The sequence below is a fragment of the Bacterioplanoides sp. genome, from assembly GCF_965219715.1.
Classification (GTDB): Bacteria; Pseudomonadota; Gammaproteobacteria; order Pseudomonadales; family Oceanobacteraceae; genus Bacterioplanoides.
The window spans coordinates 2,614,339-2,640,402 of the sequence record NZ_OZ244785.1 but is presented as its reverse complement, the minus strand read 5'-3'; the positions used below and the strand labels follow the sequence as shown (position 1 = coordinate 2,640,402).

The window sequence follows — 26,064 nt, the reverse complement described above, 5'->3', positions numbered from 1 at the left end:
AACTGTTCATGGTTTTGTTTCCAGGCCCCTGATTAAATTTGATCATGACGTGAAAACGTCAGGGGTTACTATGTCTTTTTTTACCCTTAACGAGCTGGGTTGGCAGCCGTTTTTTCAGCAACAATTGTCTTTATCTGAATGGGAATCCTGTATTCCTGCACGTGTCAGTGAACGGCATCGCTCACAATTAGTCGTGTTATCTGAACAAGGAAAACACGTGATTTCCATGTGCCCGGAACTGGCAAACAGTGCCGTGGGTGACTGGTTATTAGTTGATGAATACCAGCGCTTCGAGCGCTTGTTAGAGCGCTCAACTTCTTTTAGTCGCAAAGCCGCAGGCAGCAAAATAGAACTGCAGCAGATCGCTGCGAATGTCGATACCGTATTTATCGTTTGTGCGTTAAATAATAACTTTAACCTCAATCGAATCGAACGTTATCTGGCACTCACGAACGAAGCCGGAGCAGAAGCTGTTGTGGTGTTAACCAAAGCAGACTTGTGTGATAACCCGGGTGACTACCAGCAGCAGGTTCAGGCACTGGATCCTGTGTTGATGGTAGAAAGTGTGAATGCGCTTTCGGCAGAGACCCTGCAGCAATTATCGCCGTGGATAAAACCCGGTAAAACGGTGGCTTTATTAGGTTCATCCGGTGTGGGTAAGTCCACTCTGGTGAATACCTTATGTGGTGAAACTCAGCAGAGTACTCAATCTGCCCGCGCAGATGATGACAGAGGACGACACACGACCACGTCGCGCTCTTTGCATTTATTAAAGAGTGGTGGTTTATTGTTGGACACGCCAGGAATGCGTGAATTGCAGTTAAGCGATTGTGAACAGGGAATAGAGCAAACTTTTATGGATATTGAGCAGTTAGCCAAACAATGTCGCTTCAGCGATTGCCATCATCAGGAAGAACCAGGCTGTGCCATAAAGGCGGCAATCAGTCGTGGAACTCTGCAACAGCGACGTTGGGAAAATTACTTTAAATTATTGCGCGAACAAGCACTGAACTCCGAATCCCTGGCGCAAAAACGCGCCAGAGAAAAAGATACTACCCAGTATCATCACCGGGTACAGCAACAAGCGCGTTTTGATAAAAACCGGTAATTTCTGAATCGAAGCAACTCTCTGGTGAAAACCCAGGAGTTGCTTTTCCTGTCGACCTAAAATACCGGATCAAGCCAGAATTTCGCGATAATTCTCACGTTTCATCGGGTGTTTGATTTGCAGGTTTTTAAACGCTTCACCGTTGACGCTATCCAGCCAGTTATCCACATCGGACTTCTGTTCATCCGACAGCTGAGAATAAATATCGTGGGAACGTTGCACCTTCCATTGCAGGAAGCTGAATTCCTTACGTTTACCGCGAATACCACCAATGGTGAATTCACCTTCACCAACAATACGCGATACCCGTTTTGCGCCAGGTTTAGCCGCAACAAACTGATTAATCTTTTCGATAACGCCAACATTAAACGGAAACTGCTCAGCAAATATCAGTTGGAATATCGGTGTTAAGGTTGCCGGAATTTCATCATTTTCCAGAAAGTTATTGTTGGCGCTGGCAGCAGGTGTTGCTTCAGAACCATCAGTGTCCAATAAACGTTGCATCCAGTCGATGACATGGGGAGCATCGATAAACAATTTGCGTGAGCCAGGGTCGCGATATAGGTGTGCGAAGATCGGGCCGAAGAAGGCAAAGTCACCCACACACGGGCGGTTGCCGAGGAAATACTTGTGATTCTTGAAATGATCTTCCAGTAAGGCAATCAGGTTCTCGGTATAGCGTCGTACACCTTTTTCGGTTTCGCCAATAATGCCAAAGCGTGGCATATAACTCATCATCATTTTGCGGATCTTATTGCCCGCCATGTCCCGGATAAATTTTGGTAACCAGGGCAGAGCATACTTACCGAATTCACCAACAATAAACTTACGGCTTTCCGGTTCGGTCCAGCGATAGTGCAACGCGGGTAAAATCAGCCACTCATCACCGTGCAATTCCAGCAGGTGAGCAGCGATGCGTTGTTTTGGCGTTGTTGGCTCGATACTGTGTTGTGGAAATTGAGCTTCAAAATAATCAATGATTTCAGCCGAATCCTGTAACCATTCGCCCTGCGGTGTCACCACGGTTGGCATGATTGGTTTGCCCACATGTTTCGGGATAGTGCGCATTAATTCGTAACCATTAGGAACATGGTTAAAGTGGGGAATACCCTTGTATTTCAGGTAGGCCAGAGTTTTCTGAGAGTAGGGAGAGACGATCCAGCCATTATGTTGATACTGGTTTGCCGGGCCATTTTGCCGTGAATCTGTCACTGTCCATATCCTGTTGCTGCTTATTATTATTATTATTGAAAGTTATATCAGGCTCAGTGTGTCAGGTATAGGTTCAATCGGGGCAGATTTACTGCAGTGCTGTTATCGCATCTTCCACAGCAAATTTCTGTTGTGGGGTTTCAGGTTTGATGGATCTGAGAAACTCCAGTGACTGCTCTTTATTGTCGAGGAAGCTGCCGATTACTGTGATCAAACGTCTCTGTGCGGTTGGTTTTAATGTTGGATAGTGTTGCCGGATTGTCTCAAGTGCCTGGCCGCCGACCAGTGTCAGTGACTGTTCGGCCTTTTTGCTGATGTTGCGTTCGAGGTCGCCGGTAAACCAGACCATCAGTTCGACGGATTTAGCATCTTTGGCTTTGATATTATCCAGTACGGTCAGCAAAGAGACGACAAAATCACGCGGACTTTCGACTTTATTAATTTCCTTAATGCGCGATAGCACTTTCTGAATCTTAGGTTTGATCGGCGCGGCTCGTTCATCAAAAGCCAGCAGATAATCTGCACCGCTTTGCCGTTCACGGCGATGTTCAGAAAATAACATCCGGGCATAATCTTCCACAGGCAGAATACTGTCATGGGCCAACTGATACTCAATCAGCATTTGTTCCTTAGCCTGACGGTTATAACGCCCGGAGATAATCACCTCGGTCATTTTATGCGGATGATTTTTCAGTAACCGGGTTAATGCTGGTTTAAATTCAGCTTTTCCTAAACGATTCTTGCGCAGATCAAGAATTAGACTGAAAAACCAGCGTTTGCTGTTACGATCCAGCTCGATTGTGCCGACATAGAAATCGAGAAAATCGACTTTGTCGTTGTTGGGGTGATTTTTAAAATCCTTTGCCACGGTATTCGCCAGGCCCTGAATAACACTGATATCCAGTTGTTGGTGAACCTGTTGGTAATAACTCATAAAGAACGCTGGCATACGGTTAATGCTGCTGTTTAGCACTGAGGATGCCAGGTCACTGACTGTAAAGGGTTTCAGCGTCCCAAGTTTTCCCTCAGCAGCCAGTTGAGTCAGTTGTTGCAGCTGTTCTTTCAGGCGGCTCAGCGGCTGATATTGTTGGCTCTTTTCAATCAGCTTTTTATGAATATTGGCCTGCTTTTCGGCCTGGGTGTGATTTACCAGAATTCTGACGGTGGAGTTATTGACCTGTCTGGTCGAGCGCTGCAAGGTCTCAACCACGATTAACCATTCCTGTGGATAAAGCGGCTGAATCGCTAAAGCATAAGGTAAAACAGCTAACATCAGATCTCCGGCATAAGACGACCCCTGTTGTTCGATACGTTCAAATAAATGACTGCGATAACCAGCCGGATCAAGCTCCAGGCTGGTGAAGGTATTGAGAATGCCAAGCTGCCAGCGATAACATGTTTTATCGATCGGATATTGCTGCGAATATTCCACCAGTTGTTTTACCACCTCCGGGCGATTGGCTTCTGCCAGAATATCAATTGCACGGTTGTGAATGGTTTTACAGTCGGCTGGGTTTGGTGTTGATGGATTATTCTGTGAAACCGTGATTAAACGGATTTGTTCTGTGAGGCTATCGTTATCCACCGTGATAAGTGCTTTCAGATAAAATGTTTCGCCATCCCATTTTTGTTTCAGGATTTTGGTTTTGGTGAGAGCGCGGGAAAAGGTTTGATAGTTGGCCTGTACCTGGCGGCTGAAAGCATCGTTATCCAGGGTTTCTGTTTGCTCAAAGGAAGCGTGAACCTGTACCCCCACTTCCTGAATCAGCAGCGATTGCAGCTGTTGCATCGCGGCGTTACGGGCACTGACTTTGGAGTCATTTTCACTGGCTTTATAGGTATATTCGCGCACGAACTCTTGCACTTCTGAGGACCAGCTGAATGGACTGAACAGCAAACAGAATACGGCAATAAACTTCATAAACGGTCCTTGTTTTATTGATACGGTAAACCACATAAAGCGGCTTACCGCAGAGGCTATGGTTTTGCTACCTGAGCATGATATGCCAATCGGTATATTGTTTCAGTAATTCAATAAAAGCCTTCACCTTCGGGGTTTTGGTCATATCCCGGTGCACCAGTGTCCAGGCTCTGGCTGGCCACTCTAATCCAGCCAGGACTGGTTGAAGTCCGGTGTTGTTATTGGCCATTTCCACAGGCAATGCGCCAATACCACAACCAGAGAGAATAGCGTGACTGATGATCTGTTGAGTTGACCCCTTTACTACAATTTTGTCTGCAGGCACTGTGTCATAAATCCATTCGTTCCAATACAACACGGCGGGACGATCATTCATGGCAACAAAACGATGTTTGTTCAGGTTCCCCAATGTGGGTTCACCAAACTGCTGCAGATAGCTCTGGTGTGCCATGAGTACCATCTGAGTTTCGAACAATGGCATAACCACATTGTCCGGAGTTTCCGGCTTGTCGCCACCGCGAATAGCGACATCCGCTTCACCGTATTCCAGATTAAAATTACGTAAGTCGCCGATTATCTCTACTGTCATTGCCGGATGTTGTTGCTGATATTGTTTAATCACCGGCATCAGCATTGGCGCAAGTTCGCTTACGGTGGTGATGGTTAACTTGCCTTCAAGATGTTGTTCTTTGTTTTGCAGACGCTGCGGCAGGTTTGAGAAATGACTATCGGTGACTTCTCCCAGGCGCATTACCTCAACACCGGCTTCCGTGGGCAAATAGCCTTTGTCGTTACGTTGGAATAATACGACCTCTAGATGGGCTTCCAGAGCATCGATATGGCGCATCACGGTTGAACGATGAATCCCCAGCTCGGTGGCGGTAGCGCTGAGCGTGCCGAGTTTGGCCAGCATGTAAGCGGTGCGTATCTCGTTCCATTTATCCACAATTGAGCTCTCACGCGGGCGTAGTTTGGGGCGTGCATAAATGCACGCTGCTGTCTTATATTCGCTCGTTCACACTGTTTTCGCAACAATCTAATATCAAACCATCTGATTGTTCAGGTCCGGGTTGGTAATCCGCAGCAGGCCTGATGATGGTGAAATTAATACGTGAGAGCGAACAAAATGCAGACAGATGTGTTGATTGTGGGTGGTGGTTTTGCCGGAGTTACCGTGTCCCAGGAGCTGGCAAAAAAAGGTGTGACAACCTTATTGCTGGATAAAAAGGATTACTTTGAAGTGACCTTCGCTAACCTGCGTAATATCGCCGCGCCGGATGCAACCCGGTTGCAGTCACGCAAGCATTATCGCGACTTTCTCAGCGGTCGGTTTATGCAGGCGGAAGTCGCTCAATTGTCGGCGAAGCAAGCCCGGTTGGCCGATGGTCAGGTGATCCACTTTAAGCATGCCGTGATCGCCAGTGGTAGCCGTTATCCGGCGATGGCCGTTGCAAAAACACACTCAGCACTGGATATCGCCAGCCGTACCGCAGAAATGCAGCAATCTTTTCAACAACTGCAGCAGGCGAAAAAGGTATTGGTGATTGGTGGCGGCGTGGTCGGTGTTGAGCTTGCCGGAGAAATTGCTCATGCGTTTCCCGATATTGAATTAACCCTGGCCCATGGTGGCAGCCAGATCCTTGATGGTTTTAAAACCAAAGCCCAACAAAAAGCCCGACAGCAGCTGGAAAACCTGGGAGTTAACCTGCAGTTGAATCGTCGCTATCAACAACAGGATGATAGCTATATTGACTCTGCGACCGGTGAAAAAGTGGATGCCGATCTTGTGTTTGCGGCCACCGGCGCGCAACCCAATAACGAATTTTTGCAGGCCGAGCTGGCTGATATTCTTAACGAACGTGGTCTGGTTAAAGTGAATGCTCAGCTGAAGGTTGAGGGTTATAACAACCTTTATGCTCTGGGCGATGTTGCCGACTCCGGCGAAGCCAAGTTGGGATATCTGGCGGTGGAGCAGGGCAAGCATCTGGCGAAAGTTATTCACAATACGCTGAAGAATAAATCCTCCAAAACCTATAAACGCCATCCGTTAATGGCGCTGATTCCGGTGGGCCAGAAACAGGGCGTGGTGCAGCTGCCGTTTGCAGTGACCACCGCCAATCTGCTGGTGAATATGAAACAGAAAGACCTGTTTATTAATAAAATCTACAAGGGGTTTGGTACTAAGCCGGATATCGCCCGATAACTCTTTAGCTCTGACACTTCCATGCTTCCCAACACCTGTTGAATTCTCTACCATCACGGCAGTTCAGAATAAAAACAAACAGGTGACATATGGGCGAGTTTTATATTGCCAACGAATACTGGTTCTCGGTATTTCAGTTGGTAACTGCCATGGTGGGCATGGGAGCAACCTTAACCTTAAAAGATTTCCGGGAATTATTGCTGGAGCCGAAAGCCGTTGCCAGCGGCACCGTGATTCAGATGGTGATGGTGCCTATGATGGCGTTTGCGGTGATTTCTGCTTTTGGTCTGGCCGGTGGCATTGCAGTTGGCCTGGCATTAATTTCATCGGTACCGGGTGGTTCTACTTCGAATATCTTTACTCATTTTGCTGGCGGTAATATCGCCTTATCGGTGGCGATTACCGCGGTCACTACGCTGGCCTGTTTGTTCTCCACTCCGATTGTGCTGGATCTGTTAATCAGCGGTTATATGCCGGGTGATTTTGTGATGCCCAAAGCACAAATCATGAAAGAAATTGCCCTGACGTTATTACTGCCGCTGGGTATCGGTATGTTAGTGCTGCAGTTCTTACCAAAAATCGCCGAGAACTTTTCTAAGTGGTGTATCCGTATTTCTCTGGTTGGTTTGCTCGGCATTGTCGTCGGTGCTGCCAGCTCCGGTCGTCTGGATCTAAAAGCGTTTGGTTTTGATAACGTGGCTCTGGTGGTTGGCTTTATTCTGGTGATTACTTTAATGAGCTGGTTAGTTTCCCGGGGCCTGTTACGCCTGTCGAAGCGAGACTCCATTGCGGTCGATATGGAAGTCGCGGTACGTAATATCAACTTAGGCCTGATGTTAAAAGCGATTATTTTCCCGGCGGTTCTGGGTCAGAAAGACCCGGTGGGTGATACCGTGTTATTGGCGCTGCTGTTATATGGTGGTGTGATGTTGTTTGTGGCCGGTGCACTGATTGCGTTGCATCGTTTAAAAAGGCAAAAAAATAATCAGTCACAAACGGCCTGAGCTCATAAGTTTAACCAATATCAGAGTGGTGATATTCAGCCAACACTTTGAGTCATTACTTTGTTTCACCGCGGAGAAGTCAAAGCGATGTCTTGAGATAGGCGATGATCATCATCGGGGCTTCTAAGTATGGTTTAAGGTCTTGATAAGTGAGTGTTTCAACAGACTCTCAGATGAACACGACCACACTATGTATTAATTTGTGTTCGATATAGTGATACCGTAATACGATTAAAATCAGTTATAATTCTGCCAGTTATATTACTGGCGAGTTTATACTGATGACAAGTTATACGGACTTGAAAAAAATATTTATTGCATTTTCAATGCTTGCTATTAGTCAATTCACAGGTGCTCTAGATATGTCACAAACTAAGATTGCAACAGCATACTACAAAGCACTTTATTCAGGTGATCATGATCTGGTACAAAAGGTCGCTTCACCTGATATGGTGTTTGAAGATCCTTCAGCCCCCGCTGAATTTGAAATCCCCCCAGTGATTAACAATCTGGAGGATTTCTTGAGTTTCATGAAAGCGAACCTTCAGGGTGAGGTGATGGTTACCATAAAAGATAGCTTTGTATCCAATGACAGGGTTATTTTAATGGTAGAAGTAAAGGGTATGCTTCCGGCATCGAGTGTAGGATTGAAAGGGAGCATGGTTCGGTATGAAACTTCAGGTGTTACTGTATTGCATGTGGTCAATGGAAAGGTGATACGACATACGGATTTTATGGATTACCCTGGGCTTACTAAAAGTTTTAAACCAATTAATCAATGAATCTGATTTTCTATTTGAGTGCCCATAGTGATCCAACTGTTTTAATCATAGAGTTTACACTTCTGGAGCGTACGAGAACTGGAATGTCATTGTTTTAAAGAGCATAGTCAGCTTTTCTATGGCTGCTCTTGATACACTTCGTCAGATCAGGAATGACTCTGTAGATTCTTTCGTAGAGCGCCATCAGGAAGTCATCGCCCGTTTTTGCTGTTTCCTTCGCTGTAATCAGGCACTCTTATCTGAGCGGGTATAAACCTTATCGTTGGTTTGGTATTGGAACTTCGGTTTTCTGGCTAAAGTTACTGATAATTTATTTCAATTAAGACCATAAAAATTAAAAATATTTCATGTGCTCATATAGAGCAATTATTTTTCAGATCTTTTTCGCAAGTTGAGTCTTGATGAATATGAGGAGAACGACATCCCCACCTCTTTCAAATCATCCCAAAAGAGGTGGGGTTGTATAGCTTTGGAATTAATATGAGAGAGTCTATTAATTCCAATATTTTTTAGTTTGTAGCGGGTATGCTGACACTGTCTACAACAGGCAGAATTAAGCGTGACTGATGGGCAGCATCATGCAGTATTACCTGCTTCGCTACGCGGGTCTCTGATGTTGTCAGATTAGATTTTCCAGTATTCAGGTTTCTTGCATATTTAGGGAAGTTAGAAGAGCTTACCTGAAGGCGTATTTTGTGGCCTTTAGGGAACATCGTGGCGATATTACCGAGCTGAATCTCGTATTCGTACGTTCTGTTCGGCTCAACCAACTCAGGTGCGTTTTTCGATCCTGAGCGTAATTTAGCACGAACAATACCATCGATTAGATTATGGGTTTTACCGTCAGGACGTACTGCTACTAATTTAGCCGTAAAATCTGTATCCATTCCGTCAGTTTTGGCAAATAGTCTTACACTGACGGGTCCGATAACTGCCATATCATCATCCAGTGCTGGTGTTGTGTAAACCAATACATCGGCTCGTTCTTCAACCGCTGTTTGATCGACAGCACCTGACTGTGGCGCCATTGAGTCTAATTGGCGAATCTGGTCATTACCACAGCAAAGGTTTCCGCCTGTAGTTGGCACAGGGTTGGCCGGATCATACATAAACACATCCGCAGCAGCGCTACCAGCAGCAACACTTCCTACAAAAGGAATATTGCCGTTTGCCATGCTTGGGCTTTCAGATAAAGCTCCGCTGCCAGCACGGTCATTTGCATCTCCGCTGCTTTGCAGGTAGAAGGATTTGTATTCCGTATCAGGTAATGGATACTCAGTGCCGGTTACCTGAAAGGTGCTGCCAGTTTCGCCTGCATTGGGTGGGACCAGAACGGTCAACTGAACGTTTGGTGTAGAGTTAAACCCGTTTTCCATTCCTTTTAAATGAAAGTTAAAGAAATCGAGATCATAGGGTTTAAAAGATGCCAATGCACTTTCATCCTTTGCTGCAGCGGCAGCAGCCACCGTTGCAAAGTCTCTGAAATAGCCGTAAGCAGGCAGGCCAAAGCTTGGCGTGCTCTGATTCATAGAATGGCCGTATTGGCTCATGAGCAATTTGGTGCCCTCCTGTGCTTCTTTGCTTCCGGCGTGCGACTTCATGTTTTTATAAAGTTCCACAGTTCCATTTGCAAAAACATCGTACCAGGCACCGTGTATCAGTGCTGGCACTTTGATGTTGTCGATTTTTTCACCGACATCAACGCGTCGCCAGTATGGGTCATAATCAGGATTCGCGATTGTCTCATTCCAGAAGTTATCGATATCCAAACCGTCGAAAATATCAATAGAGGACACCGGAAGCTTTTGAGCATGCTCGCTATATAAACGGGAGAGGATGGCTGCACGTGCGCCAACTTTGGCTTGAATGTCTTCCGCGCTTGAACCTGCTGCGGTCTCTTTCCTTATGATGTTGTCGGCTACAAATGAAGTTTCAAACCAGCTCAGTGTGGTGTTAAGAGCAAAAACACCATCATTATAAGCCGCGTCTCTATGGGCATCTTCCGGTGTGACCGAGGTTGATATTGCTTTCAAAGCCGCTGGCGCTTCAGTGGCAGCTTGCCAAGTATTGATACCCGAATAAGATGGTCCGCGCATACCAACATTACCGTCAGACCATTCTTGTTTACTGATCCAGTCGATAAGTTCTGCACCATCTTTTGCCTCATCAACAAAAGGTTTGAATAAACCCTCAGACGCATTCGTGCCTCTGTTTTCTTGTATTACATAGACATAACCTGCTCGAACAAAAGTAGCGCTATCGATCGGGATTGCGCCTCCAAAACACTTCAGGTTTAAAAGTCTGCCATAAGGATCTCTTTGAGCAATGGCTGGCAATTTAGTGTCTTCTGATAGCTCAGTTGGAGTATAAATATAAGCCGTTAGGTTATTCCCACTGGTTGTAGAAACACTTACCTTCTCACATGAAACACCAGGAAACTGTTCAGAAGTAATTCTGTTATCTGCTTTTGGTGTTGGTGTGGGAGCGCTAGATGAGCTGTTATTATCACCGCCGCAGGCAGAAATTGCCGCTACTAATGGAAGTAATATTAAATACTTTTTATCCATCTTGTTTTCCTCTTTTAGGGTTTTATCTTTATTCTTTTAAAAGATTTAGGTTTTTATGGTTATTAAATTTTCTCTGGGACAGAAGGTTTTTGATATTAATCAAAACTGACTGTCGACTGTTCTATAGATTTCCGGTTTTACAGTAAGCCCCATTTAACGAATGATAAATGGGGCTTGCTTATCAGCGCTTTGCATTCCGGCGAAGCGCAGATGGGGTGTAATCTTTATGCGATGCCTGGAATTCAAAATTCACTGGTTTTTCTTCATTCGTCAAACCCATCGCTATATATCGGCCGGATTGCAAATCATGAATGATTTCTCCTGCACTCCATGGAACTGTGGCTGATGTATATTGAAGAGCGTGCGCTTCTGCTACTCGCCAAATCTCGCCACGGCCATCATAGTGATCTACAACGGAAATTTGCCATGTATCTTCATCAACAAACAATGTTCGTTTGGCATAGATGTGGCGCTCACCTTCTTTCAGCGTAGCTTCTACCACCCAGACTCTATGCTTTTCGTAACGTGTATGTTCCGGGTTTACATGTCCCGCCTGGATCAGGTCGTCATATTTGACTGAAGAAAATTCAAAACTGTTGTAAGGAATAAGCAGTTCTTTTTTGCCAACTAATTTCCAATCGTACCGATCCGTTGCACCGTTAAACATGTCGTAATTGTCTGACGTACGAAGACCGTCAGCCGCTGTTCCTGGTCCGTCGTAAGCTACCTGAGGAGCCCGACGAACACGACGTTGCCCAGAGTTATATATCCAAGCCAAACGTGGTTGACTAATTTGGTCAAGTGTTTCATGTACCAGAAGTGTTGTTCCCGTTAGGCGGGCTGGCGACTTAATTTGTTGTTTGAAATAAAACAGGATGTTTTCATCTTTTTTAGGATCAAAACCACCTTTCATATACCATGGAAAAATAAACTCATCGCTCATTTTTACTGGAGTGTAGTCGCCATTGCTTTGAACGGCCGCCTGCATAATATCACGTGATGCAGTACCGCCACGGTAGCGGAGAAGGTGGTTCCACACCACTTCTTCTCCGGTTTTCGGGATGGGAAAAGGCACGGCTTCGTCAAAGTTGGCTGCTGCACCATTTTTGACGGTGGCTGTCAAGGCATTAGCCTTGGCCTTGTCATAAATTTTCTGTGGTAATGCCGCAGTTCGATGTGACTGATAAACGGGCATGCTGTAAGTATCAGAATACTTATTAAACAGAGCAATCTGACCTGGGCTTAACAGGTCTTTATACTGATCTTTATTCGCATTGGTGATTACGTATAAAGGCTTTTCGTCACTGAAAGGATTCTGACCTTTTTCAATAACAGTGGTCAGGCCTCCTTCCCAGCTAGGAATTGAACCATCTGCGTTGCCAGCTTTCTCTGCACCTATTGGCGTTAGCGTGTTTCCGAGTAGATGGGCTTCTTCTTCACTCACTGCTGCCTGAGTGTTAAAACTTGTAACAGCCAGCGTAGAAAAAATTGCACAGGTTAAATTTCTTAAATTAAATACCTGTTGTTTCATTATTTTTATCCTCAAGAATATTTAGTTTAGAAAGACATGCCGAATGTGATGGAAGCAAAGTCTTTATCGCGTGAGTCGTTAAATTTTCCACCGAAGAAACTGGTAAATGAAATTCCAGCATCGTAGATACCGCCGTAGTCTGCATTGAGTGCAAAGGCAAAAGATTTCCGGCCTTCCTGGAATTGCCCATTACCTGCAAAGCCAGAAACATCATGTTTAAATGTGACGGCAGGGTTTACATTGATGCCAGCGACCACGTTGTTGTAGTTGGCTGTCGTTTTAAGTGCATAGCCCCATGCAAAAGACGTTACATATCCATCATCGCATTTTACCTTTCCAGTGCCATCATCATTGGCACCCTGGGAGTTGTTGCCACATGCTCCATAAGTAATGGAACGCCCATATCGGGTTGTATCAGGATCAGCATCGGCATCCTGAATATCTGCGGTGTAGGTAGCACCGACTTCGCCGATAAAGGTGACGCGGCTTGCTCCCCAGGTTTGATCGAAGAAGTTCAGGAAGGTGGCTTGAAGTTGTTGTAAGTCTTTCTCGTCATAGCCTGCTATAACCCGGTCGCTCCCTACAGCGCTTGATATCTTTTCATTGATATGACTACCGGTATAAGGTGACTGTCCATTAAAGAGCCAACCGAACAATAGCTCGCTAGAGTTGTAGGCAACGGGGTAATCAGGCTGGTATGAGAACTCTCCCGATACGGCCCATGAGCCAATTGTCGTTTGGGCACTTAATCCAAATAGTTGAAGATCTTCTGGATAATAAAGACCATAAGTACCGACTTTGCCGTTAGAAGGAAGTGTGACACCGAAATATGGAATTCGGCTATGATAATTCAAGTAGTACGCACCAAACTCTGCATCGATACTATTAGCATAATGCCGTGTAGCAAAACCATATTGGCCGTTATCCGATGGTTCGAAATCAGAACCTGCGCGTTTAGCGACATCTTTGCCACCTGCCACTGAGGCAGGGCCTCCTCCATCATAATATGGGCCGTCAAAACTATTCTGAGAGTCATTTCTGCCAGCTAAGGAACCTGCGTTGACGCCTTCGCAACCAGGGGCGGCAATATCACTGCTTGAAAAAAAAGTACCACAACCATCGATAGCGAATGGCTGCCACTCTAATTGATAAAATGCCTCAATTGTTGTGCTATCGGTAATTCCAAGGGAGCCGTAAGCCAAGCCGACAGGAGTCAAAGCTTCTTTTAACGTTGCTCCCGGCCGACGCAAGGCGGAAACGTCTACAGGGTTAATTTTATTGATGCCATGAATGAGAAATGTAGACTCTCCCCAGCTAATAACCTGGCGCCCTAAACGAAGATCCAAAGGCATATCATTAGCTTCAAATTCGCCGTAGACAAAGGCATCCATTAGTTCGATACCAGAAAACTTTGCCAAATCATCGAAGCCATCATCTGATAGCCGGGTTTTTGAGTTATTCTCCTGTGCGGAATAGCGATTCGGGATGTTACCGTGACGTTGCTTGCCGTCTTTTAGCTCAAAGTCGTACCAGTACTTAATACGTGCAAAGGCACCTAAATTATCTTTCTTGAGCTCTAGACCATGCACACCTTTGAAGACATTGCTGATCACATCTCCTTTATCAAAGTTCAGGTTTCCGTCGTCGGTTGTCGCCGACTCAGAGCGCCCAAGCCTATCACCTTGAGGGGTATTGACTGCGTGATATAAATCTACATTCCGCTCTGAAGTTCTGACGCTCGCTCCTAATGAAAGTTGCGAATCAATAGTGCCCTCGATATCACCAATATTAAACTCAAAAACTGCATGGGCAGAGGCTGAAGATAATAAGGATGCAATTATAACTGATGTGCTCAATGGCGTTCGAAGGAAGCTTCGGCCTTGTTGAAGAACAGGCCCTTGGAAAACCTTGTTTGTCATTTTTAAGTACCATGCATAATTTTTTTTTTATAAACGGTTATATATGCGTCACTAGACATCTCTTTTTCTTGTTAGACGGAGCTGAATAGATTTGCTAATCAGATCCTACTGGTACTTTTAGATGTGGGTTATTCCCTTGGCGCCAAAGTGTTGTCTCTGGGTTGGTTTTAATGATGAATATTATTCACAAATTATGTGATCGATCGGTTTTTATTGCTGTATTTTTTATATTGATGTTGTCGGTATTTCTGTTTGTGAAGGAGTGGATCTTAATATTTCGGTAAGATTTTGATGAAGGCACGTCTATGTTTTACTTGCTCTCCACTCTGCTGGGGATACTTGAGTCCATCTTTTGAAGGCTCTTGAAAAATTACTAACGTGGGAAAATCCCAATCGATAGCTGATTTCACCGAGTGGCATATGAGACTGCTGTATATACTGGAGTGATAATTCTTTTCGAACGCCATCTAATAGCGATTTAAAATTAGTGCCACTTTCCTTAAGCTTTCTTTGTAAGGATCGGGAGCTGACGTTTAAAGCTGTGGATACTTCATCCATTGATGGCTCGCCATCAGACAGTGTTTCCAGAAGCAGGTAATATACCCGACTGGCAAGATCAGATTTATCGAATCTAGCGATATATTTAGCGCAGAGCTGATCATTAATTTGGGCCAATTCTGGATTGGCAGTGGGTAGTCGTTGCTGTGCGGTTTTCTTATCTATCTCAATCCAAACGCTGCTCTGGTTGAATTCAATATGACACTGAAAAATATCATTAAATGGTGTCATGTCTTCTAAGGGGATAGCTCTAGGTAGTCCGACTTTTAGTGGCCTGAATGTACCCGGGTATAGGTTGCGGCAAAGCAGAGCAATTGTTGCTAAGAAGGCTTCATATTGAGCATTGGACAGAACTGGTTTATAGGCTGGATAGGCTGAGCCGGATAAACGAATTCTGTCATCCTTTTCATCGATGTTGGCGCGAGCCGCAGTCGTAAATATTTTTATATATTTAGTAATTCTGTCTAAGGCTTCATGGAGGTTATTGCTGGACCATAAAGCAAAGCCTAGTGAATGCCAGGAGGTCGGCCGCATCATTTTACCGACTCTCAAGCCAAAGCACGGGTCATTGCTCTCTTTTAATGCGTAATCAAATAGTTTGGTTGACTTTATTACTTCAAAGCGTGCGTTGGGGTCATATGCTTTGTCAATATCTATGTCTGCTTTTGGCAATATTTCATTTGCGTCAATGTTGTAACTTTCTAATGCCCTGGCTATAGCAATAACCCAGCCACCATAACTCGTCGCTGTCATGACCATGAATGTTTTCCTGTGCTTTTGTGTAAGGTCAAGTTGCTGTTTATACAATATAGAAACCCAGGCCTTCAGGTTATTCCTTAGGCGCCAAATTCATATCGCCTTGATCTTTGGGTGTTGAGCTGGTGCTGGAATGCTGGCAGGTTTGTTTAATCATAGCACGACTGTCGGCTTCTGTGCTGTGTATCCTCAGATTCAGACTAATTTCAGGTAGATAATGATAAATATGAAATTTCAACGTGCTTCGTCAGCTTATAATTATCCACTATTAATAAAAAGCTTGCTTACCTCTGATCAGCGATATGAAGAACAAAATGCTATCGTATATCGTGGTGTCGAAAGATTTAGTTATAAGGAGTTCAATGAAAGGGTTTGTAAGTTAGCGAACGTCTTGAAGGATCTAGGTGTAAAGCCAGGTGATGCTGTTGCCGTCTTGGACTGGGATAGTCATCGTTATTTGGAATGTTACTTTGCAGTGCCCATGATTGGCGCGATTTTACATACTGTAAATATTCGCTTGTCGCCCGATCAGGTTCTTTACACGATTAACCATGCTGAAGATGCTGTATTGCTTGTTCATGATGACTTTTTTCCCATGGTTGATAGCATCTATAGCGAATTTGAAACCGTACGCGGCATTGTCCGTTTGAATGAGTTTGACCAGCCTGAGGAACCAACTTCAAAATTCAAGGTTGTTGGCGAATATGAAGGTTTGCTGAGTAAAGCTTCCAAGCAGTACGAATTTCCGGACTTTGATGAGGACACCGTTGCTACCCTATTTTATACGACTGGTACAACTGGTAATCCAAAAGGTGTTTTCTTTTCCCATCGGCAATTGGTTCTTCATACCTTACATGTAGTCAATGCTCTATCTACCTGCTCTCTTCAGCCGATTCTGGGTGTGGGTGATGTTTATATGCCTATTACGCCAATGTTCCATGTACATGCCTGGGGCATTCCTTATGCGGCTACCATGATGGGAGTCCAGCAAGTTTACCCTGGGTGTTATGAGCCAGATGCTATTGTTCGGTTAATACGGGAGGAGGGCGTTACTTTTTCACACTGTGTTCCTACTATTTTACAAATGGTCATGGACAGCGGGGAGGCACAAGATACTGACTTTTCGGGTTGGTCCGTGATTATTGGTGGTAGCCAGTTGACCGAATCATTAGCGCTTAAGGCTTTGGAGTTGGGCATTGAGCCATTTGTTGGCTACGGAATGTCTGAGACATGTCCGATTATGTCGCTTACCAAAATTAGCCCGTCGTTAGCTAAGCTCCCATCTCGTGATCAGATTCCTTATCGAGTTAAAGCAGGTCAACCAACGGTATTGGTGGACATTGATATATGGGATGCAAGCAATAATCCACTGCCTCATGATGGCCTTGCGGTAGGGGAGGTTGTTGTTCGCTCTCCCTGGTTAACTCAGGGGTATCTTAAGGAGTCGGAGAAAAGTGAAGAGCTTTGGCAGGGGGGGTGGTTACATACCGGAGATATTGCTTGTATACACCCAAATGGGTTTATAGAGATACGTGACAGGATAAAAGACGTTATCAAAACCGGAGGGGAATGGGTTTCCTCATTGGAATTGGAGAATCTTATCTGCCAGCATCCATTGGTAAGCAGTGCAGCTGTGATTGGTATTCCAGATGAGCGATGGGGGGAGAGGCCTTATGCTATAATCGTTCCGGAGTCAGATGAGTGTGATAAAAATTTAATACAAATACACTTAGAACAATTTGTTAAAGCCGGGAAAATAAATAAATGGGCAATCCCTCAGGTAATCGACTTTGTCAATGAAATACCAAAGACAAGTGTTGGGAAAATTGATAAAAAGAGAATAAGAAGATCGATCGGTCGCAGCTATTAGTGTCAGGTTTATATCCTTAATTATTGTTAATGATAAATATTATTTTATGGAGTCCTTAATGGCGCATAGGGATAATTTATTTTTTAAATTTTGGTTTATTATCTCAGAGATTTTTTAGTGTTTTTTTATGATGCATAACCATTACAGTTTTAGCTTGGGCTTATATGGTTAAGAATTATGTGATCTGAATTATTGTCTAATGCTCTTTGCTACCTAAGAACATGGAAAGGTTCTATCTTAACTTTGCGCCAGGGATGGTGTTTTTTTAATAATTAATATATCAATATTTCTGTTAATGACAGAATTTTTTATCTGTAAAGATCGTAAGCTTAGGCCGTAGTGGCTTTTCTGGAGTTAATAAGTATGAGTGAATACAGACATCCTTATAAAGATGTAGAGTTTGTTCTTGATAAACTGGTCGATTTTGATGCGCTTTGCTGTGATGCAGGCCTGGATGGGATCAATTCCGAGTTAGCTTCAGTTATCTTGGCGGAAGCAGGAAAATTTGGGGCCGGCGTCCTGGCTCCTTTGAATATTATTGGGGATACTGAGCATCCTACGTTAGGTGCTGATGAGGTCGAGGAGACACAAGGATTTTCTGAAGCTTATCATCAGTTTATGGAGGGAGGATGGAGCTCTCTTACGTGTGACGAAGCTTTTGGTGGGCAGGCTTTACCCAGTGTTCTGGGTACAGCTGTAAACGAGATCTGGCAGTCTTCTAATATGGCATTTTCACTTTGCCCAATGTTATCTGCCGGTGCTATTGAATCGATTTATCACCACGGTTCGGAGTCTTTAAAGCAAGCTTATCTGCCTAAAATGGTTAGTGGTGAATGGACAGGTACCATGAATCTGACTGAACCGGATGCAGGTTCAGATCTCGCGGCTATAAAAACTAAAGCAATTGTAAATGATGACCACTATCTGATTGCCGGTCAGAAAATATTTATTACCTGGGGTGATCATCAGATGACGGAAAATATTGTTCATCTGGTACTGGCTCGTTTACCTGAGGCACCGGCAGGAGTAAAAGGGATTTCATTGTTTGTTGTTCCTAAATTCTTGTTGGATCACAATGGCAACCCCTCTGTTCGTAATGATGTCAAGTGCGTTTCTCTTGAGCATAAACTGGGCATTCATGGCAGTCCCACCTGTGTGATGAGTTTTGGTGATAATGAAGGTGCGGTCGGTTATTTGGTGGGGGAAAAACATCAAGGATTAGCGTATATGTTTACCATGATGAATCATGCTCGTCAGGTAGTCGGTTTGCAGGGGTTAGCAATTTCAGAACGCTCATATCAACAAGCTACTGAATACGCCAAAGAACGCCTTCAGGGAACAAATAAAGACGGCAGTCGTTTTGCTATTATCAAATACCCGGATGTGCGTCGGATGTTGATGATTATGAAGTCTTCTATTGAAGCGATGAGAGGCTTGGCGATGATAGCATCTGCAGAGATTGATCGCTCTAATTATGCTAAAGAAACTGAAGAAACGAACAAGCACAGAGATAGAGTTGAGCTTCTCACACCGATAGTAAAAGGTTGGTTAACCGAAATGAGCCAGGAGCTGACTTATCTGGGAACACAAGTAAATGGTGGGATGGGGTTTATCGAAGAAACAGGTTCTGCACAACATTACCGTGATGCTCGAATTCTAACTATTTATGAAGGTACTACAGGGATACAGGCGCTGGACTTGGTTGGCCGAAAAACGCTACTTAATAACGGTGAGCATTTATCTCTATTAATGCGGGAAATAAGCCAGGTTGCCAACCGCATGGAAGATTTTTCATCTCTGATTAATCAAGGTAGAGCGCTAAAATCTGCTTTGTCTTCAGGCCAATATGCTTTGGAGATATTGTTAGCTTCAGCATCGGTTGATTCTACTAATTCAGGCAGTATTAGCGTCAACTTTATGATGATGTTTGGTTATATTTGTGGTGCGTGGGTTATGGGTCTTTCCGCGATTGAAGCGCAAAAAATGCTTGATAATAACGAAGGTGAAGAAGATTTTCTTAACGCTAAATTAATCACAGCCCAGTTTTATTCTGAACATTTATTACCGCGTGTTGCCAGTCATTTGACAACTATTCGAGCAGGAAGTGTTAGTATTATGGCGCTTGACGAGGAGATGTTTTGATTCTTATTGATGTTATACTTACGAACTGGATCATTTTATTTATATTTCTTGGTTCTGGGTAGGTATTTCTTCTTTCCTTGGTGTTGGTGAACTAAAATAGGTCAGAAAAGTCTGAATAATCCCCCAAGAGGCAGCGGTCAATACTCAATATTGTCATAAGACGACATGATCTTTGGCAAACACGGTATGAGATAACAGCAGTGCCATAATCAGGGTGATGGTTTTATTCACAGTAGATTCTCCATGGCTGCAATTAATTCGTTTCGGTTGTGTTCATCTTCACCAGCCGGATGAGGCGCAGTGAACTGGCCAATATCATTATCGAAATATTCACTGCTGTGAGTTTGGTATTCAGGCTTTAATGCCAGGTCAACCAGAATATCGGCACCAATATTCATATCTTTTCCGGCTACACCAAAACCTTCTTTGACCATCTTGCTGGCCAATAACGACGCTGGATTTACTGCGATAATCACAGGTGTTTGCTGTGAAGAGTCGGCCTGCCAGTGATCCGCCAAATAACGGCTCCACATGGTAATCGCCAGCTTACTTTGGGCATAGGCTGAGAACTGATCTTCAAGCGGAAACTTACCTGCCAGAGCATCAAGATCCACTGGCGCTTGTGCCGCTGACGATAAATTAACGACCCGGCTGTTGTTATTCAGCAAAGGCTTTAATTCTGTCGTGATCAGATACGGTGCCAGGGTATTCACCACAAAACGCACATCCAGGTTGTCTTTAGTGATTGGCTGGTTGGTTTTGTAAATACCGGCGTTATTAATCAATACATCCAGCTGGGAGTGCTCTGATTGTATTTGTTTGATCAGAGCACGAGTTTCACTGAAGTCGGATAAATCTGCCTGATAACAAATAACCGCCGCTGCACCGGCTGCGATTAATTGCTCTTTTGCAGCTTGCAGTTTTTCCGGGTTACGACCGTGAATCAGCAGAGTATGACCCAAAGCGGCGAATTTGTTCGCGGTTAATAAACCAATACCATCGGTTGCACCGGTAATTAAAATTTTCTTAGTCATAATTACTCTCCTGATCCTTAGCATTTAAAAGTGTGAGCGAAGTAGCTATTAGTGAGTCAGAACAACCTTGCCCATACCCGCTCCGCTCTCTGCATAATCATGTGCTTCAGCGACTTGCTCTAAGGTGAATTGTTTTTCAGTTAATACCGGTGTCAGATGTCCGGCTTCGGCAATTTCCGCAACTTGTTTCAGAATATCGCCGTGGGCCTGACGGCCAAGGTTATGAATCATCGGAATTAACATAAACACCACGTGTAACGATAAACCCTTAATATGCGCCAGAGTCAGATCCAGTTCAGCCATCGAAACCGTGGTGGCGATATGTGCGTTTAATGCCGCAGCGTCCATTGAGTTAAGCAGGTTTTCTGCACCGACTGTGTCATAGATCGCATCAAAACCTTTGCCATCCGTGTGTTGCGCCACGTAGTCGCTGACAGTCTCAGTTTTATAGTTAATGGCGGTTGCACCGAGTTGTTCGATTAAGGCTAATTGTTTGTCGCCACCACCGGTTGCGTAAACCTCAGCACCGAAATATTTCGCCAGTTGCACCGCAATATGACCCACACCACCTGAACCACCGTGAATCAGAACTTTTTGCCTCTCACTGATATTGGCACTTGCATTGCCACTAATACCGGCACGCTGCAGACCTTCAAAGGCAGTGATCGCAACCAGAGGTAAAGCCGCTGCTTGTTGCATGTCGAGGTTTTTCGGTTTGTGCGCCACTAGTTGCGCATCAGCCAGCATAAACTCCGCCAGGCTGCCTTGCAGATCGCCCAAACCGCCAGCACAGCCATATACCTCATCACCTACGTTAAATTGGCTGACGTCGTCGGCAACGGCTTCAACGGTACCCGCGAAGTCCATGCCCAATACCGCCGGTAATGCAGGAGCAAATGGCAGCGCTTCACCGGCTTCACGGATTTTGTAATCCACCGGATTAACACTGCTGGCTGCCACTCTCACCAGAATGTGGCCTGGCTTCAGCTCTGGCTCAGGGATATCGGCCTGCTCGAATACGTTGCTGGTGCCGAATTGGGTGATGGTCATGGCTTTCATACGAGATACCTGTGTCTGCAGTGTGATTAACTGAGATTCAGTATATTAATCGGTTCGTGATTGATAATATTCGCTAATATTGAATAACTATCTATAAAATATTGATAATTGATTTGTGAGAGGCCAGGCCGTTATGAATCTCGATCATCTGCGTTTGTTTGTGCGCATCGCGGCTACCCAAAACATCAGCCAGGCCGGGCAGGCGCTTGGGTTGTCGGCGGCAGTGGCCAGCAACCACATCAATAAGCTGGAAGAAAGCCTCGGTGTTCGTCTGGTGCATCGCACCACCCGCAAGGTATCGCTGACGGAAGAGGGCGTCGCTTTTTTGCCCCATGCTGAAGATGTGCTCGCCAGTGTTGAAGCGGCGGAAGCTTCCGTCGGTGCCGGAGAAAGCACTCCGTCCGGCACCTTACGTATTACTGCACCGGCTTCCTTCGGGCGTTTGCATCTGATGCCAGCGATGAAAGGCTTTATGCAGGCCTATCCGAAATTACATGTCGATTGCCGCTTTTCCGACAGCATTGTTGATATGGTCGAAGGTGGGTTTGATATTGCGATTCGTAATGCCGAATTAAAAAACTCCAGTTTAATTGCCCGCAAATTAGCGACGGACAAACGTATCGTCTGCGCGTCACCGGAATATATCGCGGAATTTGGTGAACCCCAGTCGCCGCTGGAACTGAGCCTGCATCAGTGCGTAACCTTAACCGGACTGGATCACTGGCAATTTAAAACCGCCAATGGCGATGTGTCGCTGAAAGTGAAAGGACGTTTTCGGGCTGATAACGGAGAAGCCGTGCGTGATGCCTGTATTCAGGGATTGGGAATCACCATTAATTCGACCTGGATTGCCCATCAGCAATTAAAGTCCGGTGAGCTGAAACAAATATTAAAAGATACGCCGTTAATTTCGGATACTGCGATCTGGGCGGTGTATCCCAGCACTCGCCAGCTGGCACCTAAGGTACGGGCTTTTATCGATTATTTTGTTGAGTTTTTTGGTGATGATCCTTATTGGGATAATCTATGAACAAAATTGATTTTTAAATATCTACCTCAATTAATACCGCGTCGAGCAGTTGCTGCTGCATGCGCTCGCTGGAAAGTGGCAGGGTACTTCCTAATAGCCCCGGAGCGATGTTGGTATCTGCAAGCGAAGCCTGAATCAGATTCTCCACACTGGCCGATTCGCTTTCCTCCTTCTCGGTACTGATCAGAGTGTCGAAATTAAAATCTTCAACCGTCTCACGCTGAGATTGCTGTTTTTCGACCATGGCGCTGAGCAGCTCACCTTGTTCGCTTTCGGTATATATAATATTGCTCGACTTGATATCGAAACTGGTACGGCGGAAATTGATGCCATCTTCGTTAGGCAATTCGGTATAGCTGCCACTCAATTCAAAACTTTGTTTTTGTTGAATTGATACCTTGCCGTTGTCCTGCTGTTTTTGTGTCTGCAGCGACAGGCTCAGATCAAAGCCACGTTCCTGTAAGGAAATAACGTCGGTGGGGAGTTGATCTTTGCGGCTGGAAAAACGGAATTCAAAGTCTGGTAATGGAACAAACAAGCGATTCTGGTTCAGCTCTTCATTGTTTAATGCATTACCTTGTTGCAGATTTGGTTGTTGGTTTCGTTGTTGAGTCTGCTGCTGTCGCGCTTGTTGCGCCAGATTTAATTCCGCCTGGCTGAATTCGAAACCAGCCGCCAACACATCCTTCATCATGCTTTGCTGCATATCATCGGCTTTGGCTTTTTTAGCGCTCTGATCGAGTAAATCCAGATAATGTTCGATCGCCTGTTGTTTGCCTTGCTGTTGATAACTGAGCGGATTGGTTTTATCCAGCGTCAGTTCGGCATCATTGCCGTCAAAGCTGAAGCGGATTTCACGCACTTCGTCGCTGTTATTGTATTCCAGCTTTAAGTCTGCCTGGCCGCCACCGTTACCGGTTACCGACAGCTTGCTGATACTGTCGAACTCCGACAGGTTGAGATCTTTTAATGAGGGTTTTCCCTGATTTAAATAACCGGAAGCAAATGCCTCCAGTTTTTCGGAAAATTGCTGCAGCTGTTTTTGTTCTTCCTCGGTGAGTTCACCTTCGATATTAAAACTGACTTCGGTGCGGTTAAAACTGGCGAATTGACCAGGGGTAGTGAGGGTCATCTCATCCGATTCAAACAGCACGGTATCGGGGTTTTTACCAACGCCGGAAAAGCTCTGCAGCTGAAAGGAGATTTTGGCACCGGAACGGGTGGTGAGGCTGAGATCAAAATTCTGCGTACGGCGCTCTTCTGATATCGAAAACTCACTGAAATCGACCGGCTGATTGGCGCGGGTTTTGTCGGTGTAATACTGATAACGACGCATCTCCTGATCGTAGGACTTCTCGCCACTGTTCAGCAGTTCGCCAAATCGTTTACCGGCGCTGTTAAAACGATTCTTCTCTCTCAGGCTGAAGCTGAAGTCATCCAGCTGTTGCTGGAAACCTGCGCTGGTGCGGGTCTGGTGTTCGCTGTTACTGATGGAAGAAGCACGGACAGCAACTGGCGGTTCGAATACGACTCTCGGAGGAGGATTGTTTGCCTGGCCCAGCTGCACGCTAATACCTTCTGACCGGACGCCTTCTGCCGGGGCAAGCGGCTGGCTGACAGGGCTCAGTTTGATATTGCTGGATTGCAGCTGCGTCAGGGCATCCGTGCTCTGACGCGAAAGTACATTAGCTGCCGGAAGAAAAGGAGGCACTTTCATTGTGATCATCCATTGAAGCCGTATCTCCCGGTTATCGGCTGGCTTCAGGATATCTTTATAGTTTTGTTAGTAATGCTCATTTCGTAATTTATGGCGCCAGCTTCCCCGGGGTGATCCGGGCGATGGTTTTAAACTCACGGGTCATATGAGCCTGATCACTGAAGCCCAGCTCTGCAGCAACATCGACTAATGGCATCTGCTTATTTTCCTGAATAAAATTGATGGCTTTGCGAATACGGATAATGCGTTGATAGTTCTTTGCCGTCATACCCAGACGGGTTTTAAACAAACGCTCAATCTGACGCTGACTCAGTCCGATTTTGTCGCTTAATTCGGCGAGTGCTTCGGCGTCATCAATAATGGCTAATACCTGCTGAATAGAATCCGGAGTTTCGTTCTCAGTTATCAGAGTGTGCTCAGCCCACTGGTACAGCTGTTTTAGCCGTTGCCGGTTTTGAATCATCGCCGAATCGTTTTGGCTGGCATTGTCGGAAACAGAATCAGATCCAGAACCAGGGTCGAAATTAACTTCCTGCTGCAAACAATCGAATAACTCATACAGCTGGTATGGGTCATCATCGTTGCGTGATAGCAGGGTTAACTCTTCATAATGGCGGCCAAGAATTTTATAACCCATGGCCGGATGAAAACGGAAACCGGCCAGAATCGAACCGGGTTTCATCACCAGACGGTCGGCCTGTTTATTAATAGGCAGCATGATCACACCCTGTGGTAACGGCTCGCCATCCACCAGAACATCACCCGCCAGAATAAAAGCGATACCACTGCCAGCATCGGCGAATAATGTTTTTTCCACCGCTTCGCTGGCACAGGCAGAGGCTGACCAGATTCCCTGAACGACATTGGCCAGCTGTCCCGCAGGGTGGGACAGCTGTAAATCAAAGGCAGAATTCACGGATTGTTGTTTCCATGTTTGGTTATTTCCACGTAGTGCGGTTTTCGGGAGTGCTACTTCTGGGAGTGCCAGGTTAAGTCTCGTCGTTGTTATAACGTACTGACTTATTGTTTGTAACAGCCTGCCCCAGTCCTTGTAAGAGTCTATTGGTAACAACCTATTTATCAAACGCTATTTATAAGAGCCGATGGCTGGTTTAAAAGTTTTAGCCACTCGGTTCCAGCTGTTAATTGCGTTAATCGCCAACGTTAAATCAACCATTGCCTGGTCACCCAGTACTGCGCTGACTTCGTTATAGCGCTGATCATCAACCGCCTGACCTGATGTCAGATGTTCGGCCCAGGCCAGAGCAACCCGCTCGGTTTCCGTGTACATCGGCATGTCCCGCCAGGCGCTTAAGCCAATAATACGCTCTGCACTTTCTCCTTGTTCTTGTGCCTGAGTGGCATGCATATCGATGCAGAAAGCGCATTGGTTGATCTGCGATACCCGCAATTTAACCAACTCCCAGGTACTGACAGGAACGGTTTGTGAAACACCGAATTGTTGGCGCAGGTAGTTCTCCTGTTCCAGCAACAGTTCCATCGCTTTAGCGCTCAGGGCGAAGTAGTTAGCTCGTGTTGTCATACTGTATATCCTTGTTTGTCTTTGTTTCTTTTCTCTTAATGAGACGTTGGGTACACAGTACGTGAGGTTAAAAACCGGGTATTGAATATTTTCGACCTACCCGGTTTT

The 26,064-nt window shown here is 45.3% G+C and carries 19 protein-coding genes; 7 read left to right on the top strand and 12 right to left on the bottom strand.

Features of this window, described 5'->3' with window-relative positions:
* The first annotated feature begins 70 nt into the window (after nt 1-70).
* A complete protein-coding gene (gene rsgA, locus ACOQOZ_RS12460) occupies nt 71-1,108 on the top strand; it encodes a ribosome small subunit-dependent GTPase A (protein WP_420588495.1) in 1,038 nt (345 codons plus the stop codon).
* Between the two features lie 69 nt (nt 1,109-1,177).
* On the opposite strand, the gene ACOQOZ_RS12455 is transcribed toward rsgA, so the two are convergent.
* The 3 genes from ACOQOZ_RS12455 to ACOQOZ_RS12445 all read right to left on the bottom strand — a co-directional run bounded on the left by ACOQOZ_RS12455 (nt 1,178) and on the right by ACOQOZ_RS12445 (nt 5,187).
* Nucleotides 1,178-2,320, bottom strand: coding sequence for a glutathione S-transferase family protein (locus ACOQOZ_RS12455; RefSeq protein WP_420588494.1), 1,143 nt, complete (start codon nt 2,318-2,320; stop codon nt 1,178-1,180).
* A gap of 88 nt (nt 2,321-2,408) precedes the next feature.
* Nucleotides 2,409-4,241 carry a hypothetical protein gene (locus tag ACOQOZ_RS12450; RefSeq protein ID WP_420588493.1) on the bottom strand — a complete coding sequence of 611 codons (1,833 nt, stop codon included), beginning with the start codon at nt 4,239-4,241 and terminating at the stop codon, nt 2,409-2,411.
* Between the two features lie 67 nt (nt 4,242-4,308).
* A complete protein-coding gene (locus ACOQOZ_RS12445; protein WP_420588492.1) occupies nt 4,309-5,187 on the bottom strand; it encodes a LysR family transcriptional regulator in 879 nt (292 codons plus the stop codon).
* A gap of 180 nt (nt 5,188-5,367) precedes the next feature.
* Between ACOQOZ_RS12445 and ACOQOZ_RS12440 the strand changes: the two genes are divergently transcribed.
* The 3 genes from ACOQOZ_RS12440 to ACOQOZ_RS12430 all read left to right on the top strand — a co-directional run bounded on the left by ACOQOZ_RS12440 (nt 5,368) and on the right by ACOQOZ_RS12430 (nt 8,230).
* On the top strand, nt 5,368-6,444 hold the full coding sequence (locus ACOQOZ_RS12440; protein ID WP_420588491.1) for an NAD(P)/FAD-dependent oxidoreductase: 1,077 nt from the start codon (nt 5,368-5,370) through the stop codon (nt 6,442-6,444).
* 89 nt (nt 6,445-6,533) lie between these two features.
* On the top strand, nt 6,534-7,448 hold the full coding sequence (locus tag ACOQOZ_RS12435; protein ID WP_420588490.1) for a bile acid:sodium symporter family protein: 915 nt from the start codon (nt 6,534-6,536) through the stop codon (nt 7,446-7,448).
* A 281-nt stretch (nt 7,449-7,729) separates the two neighbouring features.
* Entirely contained in the window at nt 7,730-8,230 is a 501-nt protein-coding gene (locus ACOQOZ_RS12430; RefSeq protein ID WP_420588489.1) for a nuclear transport factor 2 family protein, read from the top strand.
* A gap of 509 nt (nt 8,231-8,739) precedes the next feature.
* On the opposite strand, the gene ACOQOZ_RS12425 is transcribed toward ACOQOZ_RS12430, so the two are convergent.
* The 4 genes from ACOQOZ_RS12425 to ACOQOZ_RS12410 form a co-directional block, all read right to left on the bottom strand.
* Nucleotides 8,740-10,797, bottom strand: a complete 2,058-nt coding sequence (locus ACOQOZ_RS12425) for a CocE/NonD family hydrolase (protein WP_420588488.1) — start codon at nt 10,795-10,797, stop codon at nt 8,740-8,742.
* 181 nt (nt 10,798-10,978) lie between these two features.
* The gene (locus tag ACOQOZ_RS12420) at nt 10,979-12,328 is read right to left on the bottom strand and encodes a DUF1329 domain-containing protein (protein WP_420588487.1); all 1,350 of its coding nucleotides are present in this window, start codon (nt 12,326-12,328) and stop codon (nt 10,979-10,981) included.
* 26 nt (nt 12,329-12,354) lie between these two features.
* Nucleotides 12,355-14,247: a DUF1302 domain-containing protein gene (locus ACOQOZ_RS12415; protein ID WP_420588486.1), complete on the bottom strand. Its 1,893-nt coding sequence runs from the start codon at nt 14,245-14,247 to the stop codon at nt 12,355-12,357.
* Nucleotides 14,248-14,550: 303 nt separating this feature from the next.
* Nucleotides 14,551-15,564 (bottom strand): AraC family transcriptional regulator ligand-binding domain-containing protein, encoded by a 1,014-nt coding sequence (locus ACOQOZ_RS12410; protein WP_420588485.1) that lies wholly within the window; start codon nt 15,562-15,564, stop codon nt 14,551-14,553.
* Between the two features lie 223 nt (nt 15,565-15,787).
* Between ACOQOZ_RS12410 and ACOQOZ_RS12405 the strand changes: the two genes are divergently transcribed.
* Nucleotides 15,788-17,431, top strand: a complete 1,644-nt coding sequence (locus ACOQOZ_RS12405) for a fatty acid--CoA ligase (protein ID WP_420588484.1) — start codon at nt 15,788-15,790, stop codon at nt 17,429-17,431.
* 363 nt (nt 17,432-17,794) lie between these two features.
* On the top strand, nt 17,795-19,573 hold the full coding sequence (locus ACOQOZ_RS12400) for an acyl-CoA dehydrogenase (RefSeq protein ID WP_420588483.1): 1,779 nt from the start codon (nt 17,795-17,797) through the stop codon (nt 19,571-19,573).
* A gap of 227 nt (nt 19,574-19,800) precedes the next feature.
* Here the strand turns inward: ACOQOZ_RS12400 and ACOQOZ_RS12395 are convergent, their stop codons facing one another.
* Together ACOQOZ_RS12395 and ACOQOZ_RS12390 are read right to left on the bottom strand one after the other, a co-directional pair.
* A complete protein-coding gene (locus ACOQOZ_RS12395; RefSeq protein ID WP_420588482.1) occupies nt 19,801-20,607 on the bottom strand; it encodes an SDR family NAD(P)-dependent oxidoreductase in 807 nt (268 codons plus the stop codon).
* Between the two features lie 48 nt (nt 20,608-20,655).
* A complete protein-coding gene (locus tag ACOQOZ_RS12390) occupies nt 20,656-21,666 on the bottom strand; it encodes a zinc-dependent alcohol dehydrogenase family protein (protein WP_420588481.1) in 1,011 nt (336 codons plus the stop codon).
* Between the two features lie 133 nt (nt 21,667-21,799).
* Here ACOQOZ_RS12390 and ACOQOZ_RS12385 point away from each other — a divergent pair, with 133 nt between their 5' ends.
* Complete coding sequence (locus tag ACOQOZ_RS12385; protein WP_420588480.1) at nt 21,800-22,696, top strand: LysR family transcriptional regulator; 897 nt, start codon at nt 21,800-21,802, stop codon at nt 22,694-22,696.
* Between the two features lie 13 nt (nt 22,697-22,709).
* Here ACOQOZ_RS12385 and ACOQOZ_RS12380 read toward each other — a convergent pair whose 3' ends face one another.
* The 3 genes from ACOQOZ_RS12380 to ACOQOZ_RS12370 all read right to left on the bottom strand — a co-directional run bounded on the left by ACOQOZ_RS12380 (nt 22,710) and on the right by ACOQOZ_RS12370 (nt 25,956).
* Nucleotides 22,710-24,413 (bottom strand): hypothetical protein, encoded by a 1,704-nt coding sequence (locus tag ACOQOZ_RS12380; protein WP_420588479.1) that lies wholly within the window; start codon nt 24,411-24,413, stop codon nt 22,710-22,712.
* Between the two features lie 88 nt (nt 24,414-24,501).
* Nucleotides 24,502-25,329, bottom strand: a complete 828-nt coding sequence (locus ACOQOZ_RS12375) for a helix-turn-helix domain-containing protein (RefSeq protein WP_420588478.1) — start codon at nt 25,327-25,329, stop codon at nt 24,502-24,504.
* 171 nt (nt 25,330-25,500) lie between these two features.
* Nucleotides 25,501-25,956: a carboxymuconolactone decarboxylase family protein gene (locus tag ACOQOZ_RS12370; protein ID WP_420588477.1), complete on the bottom strand. Its 456-nt coding sequence runs from the start codon at nt 25,954-25,956 to the stop codon at nt 25,501-25,503.
* Between the last annotated feature and the right edge of the window lie 108 nt (nt 25,957-26,064).